General features: G+C 40.6%; 13 protein-coding genes, 1 pseudogene and 1 CRISPR repeat array. Of the genes and pseudogenes, 2 read left to right on the top strand and 12 right to left on the bottom strand.

Going from position 1 to position 16000, the window contains the following annotated elements:
• Window positions 1–23: 23 nt before the first annotated feature.
• The 6 genes from csm2 to cas1 all read right to left on the bottom strand — a co-directional run bounded on the left by csm2 (window position 24) and on the right by cas1 (window position 8900).
• Window positions 24–512 (bottom strand): type III-A CRISPR-associated protein Csm2, encoded by a 489-nt coding sequence (gene csm2 / locus DW033_RS02715; protein ID WP_122382416.1) that lies wholly within the window; start codon window positions 510–512, stop codon window positions 24–26.
• A 17-nt stretch (window positions 513–529) separates the two neighbouring features.
• The gene (gene cas10 / locus DW033_RS02720) at window positions 530–3079 is read right to left on the bottom strand and encodes a type III-A CRISPR-associated protein Cas10/Csm1 (protein ID WP_122382417.1); all 2550 of its coding nucleotides are present in this window, start codon (window positions 3077–3079) and stop codon (window positions 530–532) included.
• A gap of 85 nt (window positions 3080–3164) precedes the next feature.
• Window positions 3165–3824 (bottom strand): CRISPR-associated endonuclease Cas6, encoded by a 660-nt coding sequence (locus DW033_RS02725; protein ID WP_122382418.1) that lies wholly within the window; start codon window positions 3822–3824, stop codon window positions 3165–3167.
• Between the two features lie 548 nt (window positions 3825–4372).
• Window positions 4373–5792: a CRISPR direct-repeat array (repeat unit 37 nt; unit sequence GTCTTAATCCTTATTCTAATGGAACTACCTCTCTGAC).
• Between the two features lie 608 nt (window positions 5793–6400).
• The gene (cas2, locus tag DW033_RS02730) at window positions 6401–6889 is read right to left on the bottom strand and encodes a CRISPR-associated endonuclease Cas2 (RefSeq protein ID WP_121735987.1); all 489 of its coding nucleotides are present in this window, start codon (window positions 6887–6889) and stop codon (window positions 6401–6403) included.
• A gap of 5 nt (window positions 6890–6894) precedes the next feature.
• Complete coding sequence (locus DW033_RS02735) at window positions 6895–7917, bottom strand: CRISPR-associated primase-polymerase type B (protein ID WP_122382419.1); 1023 nt, start codon at window positions 7915–7917, stop codon at window positions 6895–6897.
• Window positions 7918–7919: 2 nt separating this feature from the next.
• Window positions 7920–8900 (bottom strand): CRISPR-associated endonuclease Cas1, encoded by a 981-nt coding sequence (gene cas1 / locus DW033_RS02740; protein ID WP_122382446.1) that lies wholly within the window; start codon window positions 8898–8900, stop codon window positions 7920–7922.
• Window positions 8901–9052: 152 nt separating this feature from the next.
• Between cas1 and DW033_RS02745 the strand changes: the two are divergent.
• A pseudogene (locus tag DW033_RS02745) lies at window positions 9053–9813 on the top strand (exodeoxyribonuclease III).
• A gap of 101 nt (window positions 9814–9914) precedes the next feature.
• Here DW033_RS02745 and DW033_RS02750 read toward each other — a convergent pair.
• The 5 genes from DW033_RS02750 to DW033_RS02770 all read right to left on the bottom strand — a co-directional run bounded on the left by DW033_RS02750 (window position 9915) and on the right by DW033_RS02770 (window position 14780).
• On the bottom strand, window positions 9915–10832 hold the full coding sequence (locus DW033_RS02750; protein ID WP_121773187.1) for a dihydroorotate dehydrogenase: 918 nt from the start codon (window positions 10830–10832) through the stop codon (window positions 9915–9917).
• Window positions 10820–11605 (bottom strand): dihydroorotate dehydrogenase electron transfer subunit, encoded by a 786-nt coding sequence (locus tag DW033_RS02755; protein WP_122382420.1) that lies wholly within the window; start codon window positions 11603–11605, stop codon window positions 10820–10822. Before DW033_RS02755 ends, DW033_RS02750 begins: the two co-directional genes overlap by 13 nt.
• A 65-nt stretch (window positions 11606–11670) precedes the next feature.
• The gene (locus tag DW033_RS02760; RefSeq protein WP_057326311.1) at window positions 11671–12120 is read right to left on the bottom strand and encodes a helix-turn-helix domain-containing protein; all 450 of its coding nucleotides are present in this window, start codon (window positions 12118–12120) and stop codon (window positions 11671–11673) included.
• Between the two features lie 841 nt (window positions 12121–12961).
• Window positions 12962–13984: a DNA polymerase III subunit delta gene (gene holA / locus DW033_RS02765; protein ID WP_122382421.1), complete on the bottom strand. Its 1023-nt coding sequence runs from the start codon at window positions 13982–13984 to the stop codon at window positions 12962–12964.
• Between the two features lie 19 nt (window positions 13985–14003).
• Entirely contained in the window at window positions 14004–14780 is a 777-nt protein-coding gene (locus tag DW033_RS02770) for an AMP nucleosidase (protein ID WP_005862265.1), read from the bottom strand.
• Window positions 14781–14836: 56 nt separating this feature from the next.
• Here DW033_RS02770 and DW033_RS02775 point away from each other — a divergent pair, with 56 nt between their 5' ends.
• Window positions 14837–15298, top strand: a complete 462-nt coding sequence (locus DW033_RS02775) for a type I restriction enzyme HsdR N-terminal domain-containing protein (RefSeq protein WP_005856901.1) — start codon at window positions 14837–14839, stop codon at window positions 15296–15298.
• 61 nt (window positions 15299–15359) lie between these two features.
• On the opposite strand, the gene DW033_RS02780 is transcribed toward DW033_RS02775, so the two are convergent.
• Window positions 15360–15611: a hypothetical protein gene (locus DW033_RS02780; RefSeq protein WP_005862263.1), complete on the bottom strand. Its 252-nt coding sequence runs from the start codon at window positions 15609–15611 to the stop codon at window positions 15360–15362.
• Window positions 15612–16000 lie beyond the last annotated feature (389 nt).

Here is a 16000-nt window from a genome sequence, read left to right on the forward strand (position 1 = left end):
TTTTTCTAAATGAAACAAACTTATTAATCTTTTCCCCCATAAGCCTTATGATAAGCAAGTATAGCCTCAATGAGCCCACAGAAATTATGATAGCTTTTTTGATCTGAGACATCCGAAGCGGCCTTGTCAAAGATCTTCTTAAACAATTTCAGCCCCTCATTCTTATTGTCACGCCCTAGCGCATAAGCCACCTTGGGTTTCAATAAGAAGAAAGACGATTTCTCATTTTCAAAGGTTCCCATTTGAATCCGTTTGATCTCTCCATATATACTACGGATCTTAGAATTGGTCAATTCGTTTTCTGCCATGAACTTACCCGCTTGTTCCGCATATTCTACCAAGCTAGCGGAGGCTTCGCAAGTGATCCACTCTTTTTCATAATTCAATCGGCCGAAAACTTGTTCTACGGTTTCTTTTTCGTTTCCCCGATCTTGAAATCTTCTATTGCCCACATTTTGTCCACCCATACGTGAGCGGGAATTTCCACCCCTATTAAAATTATTGTCGTACATCGCTTTTATGTTTTAAGTTATTCTTTATCTTTCCTATATTCCAGTTCCGCCCATCGTGCCGCGAAACTCCACAATTCAAGCGCATGATAATCGGTTCGCAAAGGCTCACCGCCCAAAGTCCCTTTATCCCGGTCGCACACCTCATGGATGCAACAAACGATCAGCTTCTTGACGCTCTCATCGCTACTACGCTCTTTCATGCGGCTCAAGTCATACGTTAGCATCCAATAGGTTTTAGGTCTTGTTATCATATGCTTGACGATTCCTGCATTTGCGTAATGATTCATAAGTTTTGACAAAAAAGACTTGGGTAATTTGTCGGCCTTCAACAGATCGCACAACCTTTCTTTCAGATGTTTCACCGCAATATACTCCCACTCCCAATTCAAGGGCATATCCATGAACGAGATAGCGTTTTTCTCGCATCCGCACTCATCACGTACATTATATATTATATGTGATTTTGCTAGCTTTTCCTCCTCTGCGCTCTCCTCGGCTCCTTTCATGATCGGAAACTTAGAAGGAATGATCGCAATTCCTCCGGATAAGGAGAACGCCGGATTCTTGCAAGTGAACAACTTGAAATCCTCTTTTATCCTTTCCGCCAGCTTGATCGCTACATCCCAGCTTGCGACGATAAACACGTCATCGCCACCACTATAAACGATAAAGGATCGATCCGGCTCCGTCTCCCTCCAAACCGTATTCAGATAACCGGAGAAAAAGAAATCAAAAGAACGACTCAACGCAGCGAAGCGAGATAACGTGGCCCGCTCCGGAGCGATCCCATTTTGGAAAATATTCCCTAGATTATCCACGTCCATCCGCAGCACTCCCATTCTAGAGAAGTTGTCATTCTTGCACATCTCCTCGAAGGTAGGTACATTCCGCATATCCGTCTCGTTCCCTCCGTAAAACTCAAGCCCATAAATGTTATTGATACCATCTATCGTACGCAAGAAGTCACAATTTCCATTTTTCCCGTTTAAAGTAATTACCGATACCTTGTCTGCCGAGGCTCGCAATTGATCTTTCATCTTCTCTAAGTCGGCATTGTTCAAGAAATAATAGGTGAATCCCAACTGTGCGGGAGATATCTGCATCTCGTTTTTCCAATAAGGCAAAGGTTCTCCCTCTTTCACGACTATCAAGTTCGTCTCTCTCAGTTTACGACCTATTTCGATCTGTCCATTCGTAATCGTCTTCAAGCTCAAGTCTTCTTTTTCGATTATCGGTTCACCCGGTAAAAACTCTTCTCCGGTGATACTATCCCGCCGGGTATCCCCTCCTTGCATGAGGGGTTCGAAGAAAGAGGCATATTCTGTTTCGATTAAAGAGGCGAACTTGGTAGACTTCTTCCGATCTCGTTTCACGAACAGTTTTCCCCAGACCTGTCCCAGACTCTCGTTCCCTTTGTGCATCAAAGCCTCTTTCGACAACTCGATGCTGTCGATCGCCACAAACAGGGTCGTACCATGCGTCTCGAAAAAACGCTTCTCGATCGTTTGGATGGCTTTCCGCAATTGCCTCCTTACGAATTCCGTGTTGGGAGCCAACAAATAAAAACCTCCACCGGAATTATAAATCACGTTCGCTTGAAACAGACACAGCTCCTTCAACAAGTAGCGCACGACCGCATCCGATAAGATACGCAAGTAGAACGATCGTCCTTTTAGGTTCTTACCTGCATATTTAGATACGATTTGATAAATATAGGATTGGATACCACTGAAATCCGCTCCGATCAAAAGGAAAGGATTTTTGCCTTCTCCACCTTCTGCTTGGTAATCATAAAGGCAAACAGCCAGTGCCGCAGTTGTCTTCAAGTGATCATATAAAGAAACATCCGGAAAATGGATCGTGCTGGCCGGGATGCAACTCGTATATTTCAGTAATAAGCTCAAAAGAGTCTCGGAAAAGGCACGATATGTATTGGATTGGATAAACTTGAATTCTCCCTTGAAATCTTTCCACAAAGTCTCATAATCCGGAGATGTCTCAAAATTCGAACCGGGGAAACAAGTCTTCGATAATTCCATCTTATGAACGGGAAGATGCGACCAATCCTTCTTTTCCACATATGTTCGCACTTGTTTGGGATTGATCGTCTCTAGCACCGAGATCATACGTTTTCGCTTGAAAGCATCCCATGTGGTCTCTGTCTCGTCCATCGCATCTCTCAACGCTTCGGTCGAACTTCTGTCCATACCGGAAGAAAGGCAATCTGCCTCTTTGATGATACGTCCCCATTCCGATAATTGCTCCATCGCCAAATGATGCCCCGCAGCTAATCCTTGCAGACTATCCCGTGAAGAGAACAATGCTTCTTTCTCATCATGCAACAGGTTCTTGAACACGGGTACGAAATCTTCGATAAATTGTGCGGTCCATAACACGTGCTTATGGGTATATTTCCCAGCATGCACAGGACAAAATGAGCTTTCGTCCTTACAATGTTCTTTCAAATGTTTACTTGTCCGGACGCTACCTTGATCCGCACGTTGATAGAATTTTCCGATATCGTGCAACAATGCCGCCAAATAGATCCGTTCTCTTATATTTTCCATGTCTTCGATCAGATTAAGGATATTTATTTCTCAAAAATAAGGATAATAAAATGAAGGTTCAAAATTCTCGCTCGGAAAGAGGAGTTTAACCGTATATTGTCCCATTTCCCAAGCTCACCCCCTTGCCTAAGCCGATGTTGTCAGGTAGGGAGACATTGGTTTTGAAACGAACGTTGAACGCCATCATCCGTACCCCTTTGTAGGTGATCCAATAGGGATTCTCCACTTCCAATATCTTACACGTCAACCGAGTATCAAAATAGATACCCAACCCCTTGGCGAACGAGAGGATATTGCCGATCAACTTCTTCTCCAAAAAGTCATAACGTTCGGCAAGTCCTTCCAATCGCTGATAGATCCGGTAATTATCCTCATTGAAAGGTAACCAGCGATGCAAGCGATAGGTGAAAGAAGACTCCCATGGTTGGATCACTACCTGTTGGGGGTGGATTGACTCAATCTCCATCCTTACCGCCCGATCGCCTATCCGAAAACAAAAATCACCGGCCGAGAATAGTTCCCCGATAGCCTCCGTTCCCTCTTCCAAACAGACAAGGGCCGCTTTGCCAAAGAGGCGTTTGTATTGGATCAATGGATAAGAATAGCGAAAGTTATCGTTCATATGATTATGGAACAAGACCGAGGCTTCCGGCAATTTGCTCAATACGGCTCCGCGAAACATCTCGATCTCGTTGTTCTGAAGCTCGTTATGGAATCGGACACAAAGTATTCTAATCTTTCTCATGATTTCTATTTGGTTTAACACCAAAAATAGGGATAAGAAACGAATCCTACAACATTTATTGTCATTTTGTTCTCCAAAAGATGTGTTTTGTGACAAGTGTTTTGTGGCAAATTGATAAAATAAGGGAGAATAGAGAGACGAAAGGCTCGTTTTTGGGTAGAAATAGCATGGCTCATGTGCACAAGTAGTGGTTTGAGCGTGTTCCGGTAGTCGTTTCGGGACACGCCAGTACTGTCGTTGGGCATCGAAAGTAGCCAAGAATAGGGTTATCAGCAGTCTTGAATAGGCATTCTAACCTTGTTACAACCCAGCCGTGATCCTAAAAAACGTCCAAACAACTGCCGTGATAGGAATTAAGGTGAATTATTTTCGCTCAAATGAAAGACTGCTTTTTCAACATCTAGTTAATAAACAGTACATTGCTATTTTTTTCTTGCGAATTTGGAAGCGAGATGTACTTTACCCCGAAATATTCGATTCTCAAAGGGTTTGGATAACAAATTGTCAAATTGTCAATTCTTTGGGAAAGTCGAGATTTTGGTGAATTTGTTATAATCCTTGTTATAATGGAATTACCTCTCTGACATATCAAAATAACAATAGAACCAGCGGCAACGGATAAGTCTTAATCCTTATTCTAATGGAACTACCTCTCTGACGAAAATAAAAATAAAAGCAGAGTTAAAATTGTCTGAGTCTTAATCCTTATTCTAATGGAACTATCTCTCTGACCGTAATACGTACATTACCTGATGGTACACCTGCAAGGTCTTAATCCTTATTCTAATGGAACTACCTCTCTGACAAACTTTTTCACAAAGATACGCCACTTTCTATGGAGTCTTAATCCTTATTCTAATGGAACTACCTCTCTGACCGGTTAAAGCGTGGTGTCAACTATTTAAATCCGGAAAGTCTTAATCCTTATTCTAATGGAACTACCTCTCTGACGCGTGGTGTCAGCTATTTAAAAGCGGTAAAGAGGTGTCTTAATCCTTATTCTAATGGAACTACCTCTCTGACGATATTAAGTAAAGAGATTTCGTATGTTACGGAAAAGGTCTTAATCCTTATTCTAATGGAACTACCTCTCTGACTAACAGATGCGCTAGGACGTAAGGTTATCCTAGTTGGGTCTTAATCCTTATTCTAATGGAACTACCTCTCTGACTTAATTTAAACAAAATTGATATGAAAGCGTTTATTACAGTCTTAATCCTTATTCTAATGGAACTACCTCTCTGACAAGAAAGCAAGTGAGAAAACGCTAACAGGTGCGGTGTCTTAATCCTTATTCTAATGGAACTACCTCTCTGACACCGTAAAATGCTATGGATTTGTCTATCAAGGATAAGTCTTAATCCTTATTCTAATGGAACTACCTCTCTGACTTGAAGTAACAGGCTTTCCTGACTTTGTTCGTAAGTCTTAATCCTTATTCTAATGGAACTACCTCTCTGACCCTTCGTCTCCTCTCCACGTGAACAGGAACCAAACAGTCTTAATCCTTATTCTAATGGAACTACCTCTCTGACGCGTATACAAATTCAAGAAACTTAAAGAGATGAAGCGTCTTAATCCTTATTCTAATGGAACTACCTCTCTGACGAGACGACTATGAAGTGTACGATCATGAGTCTAGAAGTCTTAATCCTTATTCTAATGGAACTACCTCTCTGACGAGCAGATGCATTTGCTGGTGCTCAATCAGCTGGGTCTTAATCCTTATTCTAATGGAACTACCTCTCTGACATGTCATGGATTTGGTTATCAAGACTAAAGACGTTGTCTTAATCCTTATTCTAATGGAACTACCTCTCTGACTATCAGATGACGAGGCGACAGTTTAATCAGTTGAGTCTTAATCCTTATTCTAATGGAACTACCTCTCTGACGTTATGGTAGCACACCTATGCGTTCCCGTCGCGCTAGTCTTAATCCTTATTCTAATGGAACTACCTCTCTGACGGCAAAATTCTTAAACCTATATATTCCAAATCTATACCTTAGAAATTCATATACTTCCACTCTTTAATTCACAAATATTAACCTGTTTTTAAGAGACTGCGAAGGTAGTGATTTTTTCAATAAGTTAAAGAGCGATTTGAGCTAAATTAGGGCAACCGCACCAAAATTCCCTAGTTGGCAAAGTAACTTAACTTCATCGACCAAGTATCTTAAGATACTTTGCCAACACAACTAAGATACTTGGTCGATGAAGTTAAGTTACTTGCCGACCGTCAAAAAGAACCGGAATCCCTTGCCGGAGGGCGAGTCACGTGCATTCAAGAAAACAATTCACAAATCCTCCATTTTTTATCTAACCGCATAATAAACAACGATATAAAGAACCATCAAAGCGATCAAAATGATAGTTTGAAGCCATCTGTAAATAGCTTTCCAAGCCATAAGTTAGTGGCTAGAGGAACTCGCAAGTTGTTCACTTGACAAACCGTAAGTTATTCCTTTGGCAAGCCGTAAGTTGTTCACTTGAAGAGGCGATAAGCAACGGATAAATCGCTACTCCATATATGCTGTAAACATAATTTTGTTGCAGTTGCCCTAGAACTAAAGATTCAAAAGAACAACGTATTCTTATTGCGCATGATGATATCCAACGCTATCTTTTGGCCGATTATCTTCATCGAGCGAAGATAATCCGGAGAGATGGGGACGATCAAGATGCTATCCTTGTTCTCGTAAGCCGCTTGGACTTCCGCCAAATCACTACGGATATGATCATATTCCTCCACTCCCAAATCCGCCAAGAAGATAGAACGCTGTATCCGTATACAGCTTTTGCGCAGCAAGTATTTGGCCACTTGATAGCGGACCTTATTACTCTCTATGTCATACATCACAAAAAACAACATATTCGAAGAGGGCCTGTCAGCCCGGTTTACGATTCCTAATACCATTGCTATCCGCTCATCCAACGTGGATATCTCCTCCAGCTCATTTGGCTGTCGATTGGGAACTGATGAGCCGGAAATTCCCGCATGAACCAATTTGCGCATTACCTCCGCAAATGAAAGCGGAGGCTTTCCTTCTTTCTTTCTAGCCATAGATCTCAATAGTTGCTAATAAAGTTGCGAACCAAATCCGTCATCAATTCATTCAGCTCCGCATTTGTTCCAGAACGGGGAGAACGAACGACCGAAAAACCTTTTTTCCCGAAAAACAGATTTACCTCGGCCTGTTTCAGTCCCATCACGAAACGAATCTTCTTTCCATACTGAATGTTGATCACTTCCGAGATAACCACCCCGGTCTCTTCCACGTATGGTTTCAGCTTCAACATGATCTCATCCAGTTCTTTCGGCACGAAGATTGGTGCTTTCTCCTTATTAGGAGCTTTCGGATTGAGCAATTGCTTGATCCGATCCATCGCCTCCTTGTCCGGATCCGAAGAACCGATCCCTTCATCCCGCTTAGGAGAAGAAGCGGCATTCTCCTTGAGCATTTGTTCCTGCTTTCTCTTCAACTCAAACAATGCGCTAGGGCTATCTACGTCCAAGAACGCTCTCATATTTACCAAATCTGCATCCGGATTATAGTAGGCATCCGGATCCATGCTGATGAAGCAAGCCCTCGTCACGTCGCTCGTCCGCTTATCGGCCACCTGTTGCAAGGCGTACTGCTCGCTAAAGCTCATCAAGAATGATTTATAGAACAGGGAATACACCCCACTATCAAAGCAACGTTCGCTCAGCTTGAACAAGACCTTCAACCCGTCCTCACCCGGAGAAACAAAGGCCAAGACCACTCTAGAGTCTTCCTCTATCCGCCTGCGAGTCTCTTGTACAGACAGCCCCTTACCGGACAAATGATCGATGTCGATCATGAAATACTCCGCATAGGCGAAGTTCTCCGTCTTGCGATAAGGGGGATTGAACATCCCACATACCAAGTAAGGGAGTTGACGTTTCAACGCACCGTATTGTTTCTCGTCGATCTCCCTGACAATCCGCAATTGCCGGATTGCCGAGACGATGTTCGGACGAGGATTACGCAACGAATCATACACGGATTTAACGGGCACCTTGTGCAGCTGATCCGCGTTCGCAATAATGTTTATACCAGCGGAAATCATGATCAATTATATTTTTTCCATTGTTGCGCAAGCTCTTGCGCATAAAGCGTTATTTGATTCAATCGGCTTCTCGAAACACCCTTGACTACTACTACCTCGTCCAAGTAGTCATTCAAGGACTGGATCAGCACACGGCGTCCCAATGCTTCTAGCCAATAGGAGCCGTCTTCCCTTACCGAGTAATACTCATCGGTTACCACTCGCTGCATCAACAAGAGGCAAACAACATAATCCACCCATATCCGATACAGCTCTATTACATCGTAGACCAAGACTGGACGATTGTAGTCATCTCTGTGCATCACCCCGATATAAGGATCAATGCCTGCCTTGATCAAAGCTCCCTCGATCTTTCCGTATAGCAGCCCGTAACCATAGTTCAGCAAAGCATTGGCTATATCTGTCGCAGTATGTTGGCTTCTACCCACGAAATGGTACTCCTCTGGCAGGAACAAATTCAAGGTCTCAAAATAGATCCTCGAGGAAAGTCCTTCCCAGCCCCGCAAAGAAGGGGCCACATCGGTCACGATCTCTCCCTCGACACTCCTTATCTTTGCCCGATAATCCTCCAAGCGATCAATGGATTTACGCACTTTCTTCTCCATCTCGGCCGATCGGGGAGTCATAAGCAACAATAAGGCTTGCTGGTTCTCTATCTTCCTTGAGATAATCTCCTTGATCCATGAGACGGCATCTTTAGTAAAGGTAAAGCTCAATTGCCCTTTCCGGATCGTTGATACGGATCCATACTTCGGACTCCAAATCCGTCCTATCGGATGTCCGCTCCGGTCCATGAACAAGACTTCGATCTCCCTCTCTATGGCAAGCAGTACGGCATCGCTCGTTATCTGTGCGCCGCAACTGATCTGGATCGAAGTGATACCGATTGCCGGAATCCGCTGTTTCCCATCTTTCGAAAGGATAACAAAGCCTTCGTTATCACGACTGAGTGATGTCCCGAATGTGTTCAACACTAATTCCATACTCATTTGATTTTATCTTTTATCATGCGGACAAAACAACTCACACGATAAAACATGGTTTATCGCAAATATACATATTATTTTGTTTTTATTTCTAAAATTCATACCTTTAAGGTCAAATATGTATACATACTATTTAAAATCAAAGCGAATTGAAAATAATAACGTACAATACAAATGGATTAAGGGCTGCCGTAGGCAAAGGCTTGCCCGAATGGTTGGCTCAAGAACAGCCAGACGTGTTATGTATCCAAGAGACAAAGTTACAACCAGACCAGTTTCCGTCGGAAACATTCGAGGCTTTAGGATATAAGTCTTATTTGTTTAGTGCCCAAAAGAAGGGATATAGTGGCGTGGCCATTCTTACGAAACAGGAACCGGATCATATCGAGTATGGAATGGGATCGAGAAGTATGATAATGAGGGACGTTTCCTCCGTGCTGATTTCGGGGATGTATCGATCGTAAGTGTCTATCATCCTTCCGGGACTAGTAGGGATGAACGGCAGGATTTTAAGATGATATGGTTGGAAGATTTCCAGAAATATGTCGTTGAGTTACAGAAATCCCGTCCGAACTTAATTCTCTGTGGCGATTACAACATTTGCCACGAGCCGATAGATATTCATGATCCGATCAGGAACGCAAAGAACAGTGGTTTCCTTCCGGAAGAACGGGAATGGATGACTCGCTTCTTATCCGCAGGTTTTACGGATACATTTCGCTTCTTGAACCCGGATAAGCAAGAATATACATGGTGGAGTTATCGCTTCAATTCCAGATCTAAAAATAAAGGATGGCGTATTGATTATTGTATGGTTAGCGACAATATGAAGCCGAAAGTTAAAGCCGCTTATATATTAAATGATGCCGTACATTCTGATCATTGTCCGGCCGTATTAGAGATCGAATAATCTTTCATAATAAAAAGAAAGGATGTGTTCTTTTTGCGTAAGCGAACACATCCTTTTTTATTATTGAAAAAATGGAAATAAAGTCTATAAATGAACTTAGATTATCTCTGAATATCCAATGCTCCGATCAACTCTTTTACTGATTTAAAACCATGTCGGTCACAATAGTCATTCAATCCATCAATAACCTTGATAGAAACAGTTGGATCTACAAAGTTATAAGTTCCGATCTGGATAGCACTAGCCCCAGCTAACATGAACTCCACGGCATCTTTCCAATTTGAAATACCTCCCAAACCTATAATTGGAATCTTTACCGCATGATACGTTTGCCATACCATACGTAGAGCTACAGGTTTTACGCAAGGCCCGGAAAGACCTCCAGTTATTGTAGATAATATAGGTTTACGTTTCTCTGCGTCGATGGCCATTCCAAGCATCGTATTAATTAACGAAACAGAATCCGCACCCTCCGCTTCAACAGCTTTAGCGATCTCTGTAATATCAGTTACATTAGGAGAAAGTTTTACAATAAGTGTCTTTGGATAAACCCTACGAACAGCCTTTACAACCTCCCCCGCACCACACGTAGTAACGCCGAAAGCCATACCACCTTGCTTTACGTTCGGACAAGAAATGTTCAGTTCGATAGCGGGAATCCTATCTAACTCTGCGATCTTTTCCGCACACTCGACATACGTTTCAATCGAAGATCCACTCACGTTTACGATCATATTCGTATCGATGTCCTTGATCTCCGGATAAATATGCTCAGCGAAATAATCGGCGCCCTTATTCTGAAGCCCCACGGCATTCAACATTCCGGAAGGAGTCTCCGCCATTCTTGGATAATCATTACCTTCACGAGGTTGGATAGTGGTACCTTTCACGAAAATACCCCCCAAACGTGAAATATCCATGAAATCAGCATATTCTATACCATATCCGAACGTGCCGGATGCTGTCATTACCGGATTTTTCAACGGTAAATTCCCAATGTTTACATTTAATTCAGCCATGACAATTTCTCAATATTAAATACGGGACCTTCTGTACATACACACACATTATGATCTTCCTTGTTTTTCTCTACGCAGCACAAACAAGCACCTATGCCACAAGCCATCGTGTTCTCAAGAGAAACCTCGCAAGAAATAGCTTCCGCACCTGCGTATTTCGCTACCGCCACCATCATTGGTTTAGGACCACAAGTATAAATCTGGTCAAATCGAACCTCTTTAAGGATCGTATGGTTAGTCACATACCCTTTCTCGCCTAGCGAACCATCTTCGGTTGTGATATAAACCTTACCAAATCTCTGGAATTCATCTAATTGCAATACATCATCCTTAGAACGAGCCCCAAGTAGAAAAGTAGGCTCAAAACCGGCTTCTTTTAAACAAGCTCCTAGATATAACATCGGAGCGGTTCCAACACCACCACCAATCAGCAAAAGTCTTTTGTTCTCCTGTTCCTTGGAAGGAATTGTAAAACTATTACCCAGTGGTAGCATTATGTTTACAATATCACCGGGACGGAATTCTGCCATTTTTCTCGTGCCATCACCAACAAGTTGAATCAATAACCACAACTCATTTTTAGACTTATCTACATAGTTGACAGAAATCGGACGACGTAAGAATGTTGTAGGAGAGTTTTCTACATGAACCTCTACAAATTGTCCGGGAAGCATCTCTGGAAGATTCCCATCCGAGGTTAACTTTAGCAGGCAATAATTTTTATGAAGGTAACAGTTTTCAGTTACCTTCATGTCTAAGATGTACTTCTTCATATACACGATTACTCAATTTATCCGCAAAGATACATGAATATAACGTATATACCGAACAGTTTACCTTAGTCTTTCTTGTTTTTTTCAGGGACGAAAGTATCAAACGTATTGTCGGAGTAAAATATCATTATTTTACTAACATTTTTAGAAGGCTTTTCTTGGCATATAACTTGCTCTACAACAGGTTGTTTTTGGATGTTTACAGGTATCTCAACCCCAATTTCCTTGCGATTTTCGGCAACAACTTGTACATTGGGACGATTTTCAAGCATATTTGTAAACAAATTAGGTTCAGTTAACACATGTTCTCGGACCATTTCGCCTTTGCCAAACAATAGCCAGTCAGAATCAACATAAGTGAACCGTTCCAGTATTTTTAGCAGAACATCCAAACTCGGATTATTTCTCCCAGATATAATATGTGACATTGCCGAACGCTGTATACCGATCGATTCGGCAAATTTAGAAGGGGTAAGTCCTTCACGTTCCATTATTTTTAAAATACGATCTCTCATATTCATATATATCTTAAATTCTTACTAGAATACTGCCATTATGACTGTTTACTAAGATAAATATCCACAAAGTAAACTGGATACAAAGATAAATCAATATTTCCATTTGTGCAATTTATTTTTATAAAACTAAATTGATACATATGTATCACGCCGATACATATGTGATGGGTAGAACTGTAAACCGTGTTCAAGAAGGAGGTATAGAGTATTTAGAAAAACTTTAGAAAAATAGCATATATATCTGATCTATATGTAAATATAATAATACATATGATGTATAGTTAGGGGGTTTTTATACGTTTGTAGACAGAAAAACATGTTTAGTTAATGTAAACAATCAATATTTCTATATAAAAAACTGGTTATTTATAATTTATAGCAAATCTTACGTGGATAAAGAAATATATAGTAATCCATGATTTATATTAGTAATGTAAACATGGTACATTTGTAACATCTATATAATGATTACAAAAACCACCAACATTTGTAATCTACTCAAATACTTTTATTGTATATATGATTGTAAACATTCATTTCTCGGTTATATTTGTATACAATATAATTTTACTCTATTTATTTTACTGCCAACTTGTCTATTTTTCCTTTAACGGATAATGAAGGCAATCTATGGCTATACCGATTATAGCTTTAAGTATGGATTTCTTGGAATTTTTGAGGAAGAAGGTACGTGATTGAATAAATTTTAAAATCTCAGAGAGATAAAATATGCGTAATTAATTGATAAATAAACAAAAAGGCCTCTTTTTCCAGTTTGACTTTTTCATCATTCTAGGAAAAAAGGCCCTTTTGCCTGCACTAAGTCTATGATTTCTGTTTAATGTAAAATTTTGTAAAGTAATTCTTTTAGTAAATCTGCATCTGTCGCTGAAGAGTTTTCCACTCCCTTAGATCTTGCGTCAGTCGTTCGGATATCGCTGATCAAATTAAAAACTTTCATCGCTGGATAATTTTTCATCCCCAAAAGATAGTCCTTTACTTGATAAGTTCCCCGTAAACCAAGTGCGGTCATCAATCCTGATTCCGATCGATCCTTTGAATAATAACAAATCAGCAAGTTTGAGAAATAGTTAAATAATACAGGAAGTGTCATCTGTATCGGATTACTTTTAGGGTTTTTCTCAAAATACTGAGCGATCCGGTTAGCCTTTAATATATCCTTCATGGCAAGTGCCTTTATCAGCTCAAAGTTATTGTATTCTTTACTAATCCCTATATTTTGCTCGATCAATTCCGGTGTGATGCGTTTTGAGGCCTTTTCAGCCAAGATAATTGCCAGCTTATCTAATTCCTTATTGAGACGGTTTAAATCGTTTCCAAGGAAATCTGAGAGCATTTGAGCGGCTTTTGGATCGATACCGATAGAACGCTGTTGCATCAAAGAGGTGATAAAACTCGGCATTTTATAATCCGGGATCTTTTTTGACTCATATAAAATACCGTTTTTATCGGTTGCGGCCGCTAACGCACGACGGCGATCTAAAGTCTTATATTTGTAATTTATGACCAAAATAGTTGATGACAAAGGATTCTTCACATAACTGCTCAGCAACTCTATATCTCTCACTAATTGAGCCTCTCGAACAACTATCAATTGATATTCGGACATCATCGGAAAACGACGTGCCGCATTGATAATAGAAATAGCATCTGTATCTGCGCCGTACAGAATAATCTGATTGAAATCTCTCTCAGATTCCTCTAATACGCTTTTTAATAATAAATCTGTTATTTGATCGATGAAGAAAGGCTCTTCGCCCATTAACACATAAACAGGCTGAAACCTCCTTGCTGTTATATCCCTACAAATCTCCTCGAAAGTAATTTCTTTTTTTGCCATAAATTATGAGGTTTCGCTATTACCAACTAAAACGGATATGACGGATAGTTTTCTTACCATCCAAAATCTGTTGAAGAGCTTCAACTCCCAACATTACCTGTTCTCCTACAAATTGTTGAGTTACCTTCCGGTCACTCGCTTCTGTTTTTACACCATCTTCTTCCATCGGTTTATCCGATATCATCAACAATGCACCCGTAGGTATTTGGTTAGCGAAACCGGCAGTAAGCAAGGTCGCGGTTTCCATATCGATACCAGTGGCATGCGTACTACGAAGATATTCCTTGAAATCATTATCGTATTCCCAAACCCTACGATTTGTCGTGTAAATCGTACCTGTCCAATAATCTTTTCCATGATCACGTATGGCGGAAGAAATGGCACGAAGCATTGAAAAAGCGGGCAATGAAGGTACCTCAGGTGGTAAATACTCATTCGACGTTCCCTCACCTCGGATCGCCGCTATTGGCAATACATAATCCCCTAATACATTCGCTCTTTTTAATCCTCCACATTTACCGAGGAAAAGCACCGCTTTGGGCATGACTGCTGACAATAAATCCATGATTGTAGCAGCGTTCGCACTTCCCATCCCAAAATTGATAATGGTAATCCCTTCTGCCGAGGCATTGGGCATCGAACTTTTCAATCCCAAAATCGGGACATTAAAATGATCCGCAAATATCTCGACATATTTAGTAAAGTTAGTGAGTAATATGTGCTTAGTGAAGTCTTCTAGCTTTCGCTCGGTATAACGAGGCAGCCAATTTTCTACGATTTCTTGTTTTGTTCTCATAAATAACTACCTTTGAGGTGCATTTTAGTTTAGAATATAAATAGCAAATATAGCAAATGCTCCCATTAAATCTACCAAAATTCTCAGTCAAAGTTACGGAGAAAGCAGGAAAGCCTTCTATTTGGGATCCTGTACGCCGAAAATTTGTCGCATTAACGCCAGAGGAATGGGTACGACAACATTTCGTGAACTATTTGGTCACGGAAAAAAACTATCCTCAAGAACTTTTAGCGAATGAAGTAGCGGTAAAACTAAACGGAACATCCAAACGATGCGATACCGTTGCATACAATCGGTTTCTAGCACCTCTAATGATTATTGAATATAAAGCTCCACATATCGAGATAACAAGCGCTGTATTCGATCAAATCGTACGTTATAACATGGTCTTACACGTAAAATACTTAACCGTAAGCAACGGCATCCGTCATTTTTGTTGCAAAATTGACTATGAGAAACAGACGTATGCTTTCCTCGAAGATATACCGGAATACAATCTATTGGAGAAAATCGTTTAATTATCTAAAATAAGTCCCCCTTATCCTTCTATGCACTCGCACGGATCAGATAAGGGCTTACTCAGCCCAACCAGTGAGTAGTTCTATCGATTAGGAATTTACAGTTTGCAGATAAGTCATCTTGTTCTATATACTCGACATCACCGGAAGTCTTAGAAGGTAGCACCATATCTGATACTTCTACCTCCTCATTTTCAAGGCTGGCAAACTTAAACAGATTATATATGCTTGATAGAAAGAGAAGAAAAAGAAACAGGAATGCCTTTGCGACACTTCCTGTTTTTTCTATATATTGAGTAGATTTCAAATCCATATCCCACGCATTAAAAGTTACATGGGCACAAACATAGCAATATTCGTCAAATAAACAAATATTTTAACACGAAAATTTTACTTCGTAAAGAGATAATCCTCCGGTTTTGCGATTCGTAAAATATATTCCGGAGTATTAGGGAGCCTTTTCGCATACAAAGTGACAGAATCACCCCTCTCAGGCATCGTAGAATTTGATTCCAACGATATCTGGTCAACATTACGCAATTTTATTTCATCATCTTTATCGAAAAAGAATGAGTATCCTAATAAAACCGCAAAAAAAGATAAAATCAATGGCTTCATGTCTAACTTGTTTTTATGACTATATAAGCTTAGATGCTTATAAAACGATAAACGCTGCATATTATTTCAAAATAATTACATTTT

The organism is Parabacteroides sp. AF39-10AC, assembly GCF_003635405.1.
Lineage (GTDB): Bacteria > Bacteroidota > Bacteroidia > Bacteroidales > Tannerellaceae > Parabacteroides > Parabacteroides distasonis.

Coding starts and splice junctions, on each gene's coding strand:
- DW033_RS02770 (WP_005862265.1), bottom strand. CDS start 14,780: ATGAGAACAAAACAAGAAATCGTAGAAAATTGGCTGCCTCGTTATACC.
- cas1 (WP_122382446.1), bottom strand. CDS start 8,900: ATGGAATTAGTGTTGAACACATTCGGGACATCACTCAGTCGTGATAAC.
- cas10 (WP_122382417.1), bottom strand. CDS start 3,079: ATGGAAAATATAAGAGAACGGATCTATTTGGCGGCATTGTTGCACGAT.
- DW033_RS02775 (WP_005856901.1), top strand. CDS start 14,837: ATGCTCCCATTAAATCTACCAAAATTCTCAGTCAAAGTTACGGAGAAA.
- csm2 (WP_122382416.1), bottom strand. CDS start 512: ATGTACGACAATAATTTTAATAGGGGTGGAAATTCCCGCTCACGTATG.
- DW033_RS02780 (WP_005862263.1), bottom strand. CDS start 15,611: ATGGATTTGAAATCTACTCAATATATAGAAAAAACAGGAAGTGTCGCA.
- DW033_RS02735 (WP_122382419.1), bottom strand. CDS start 7,917: ATGATTTCCGCTGGTATAAACATTATTGCGAACGCGGATCAGCTGCAC.
- cas2 (WP_121735987.1), bottom strand. CDS start 6,889: ATGGCTAGAAAGAAAGAAGGAAAGCCTCCGCTTTCATTTGCGGAGGTA.
- holA (WP_122382421.1), bottom strand. CDS start 13,984: ATGGCAAAAAAAGAAATTACTTTCGAGGAGATTTGTAGGGATATAACA.
- DW033_RS02750 (WP_121773187.1), bottom strand. CDS start 10,832: ATGGCTGAATTAAATGTAAACATTGGGAATTTACCGTTGAAAAATCCG.
- DW033_RS02760 (WP_057326311.1), bottom strand. CDS start 12,120: ATGAGAGATCGTATTTTAAAAATAATGGAACGTGAAGGACTTACCCCT.
- DW033_RS02755 (WP_122382420.1), bottom strand. CDS start 11,605: ATGAAGAAGTACATCTTAGACATGAAGGTAACTGAAAACTGTTACCTT.
- DW033_RS02725 (WP_122382418.1), bottom strand. CDS start 3,824: ATGAGAAAGATTAGAATACTTTGTGTCCGATTCCATAACGAGCTTCAG.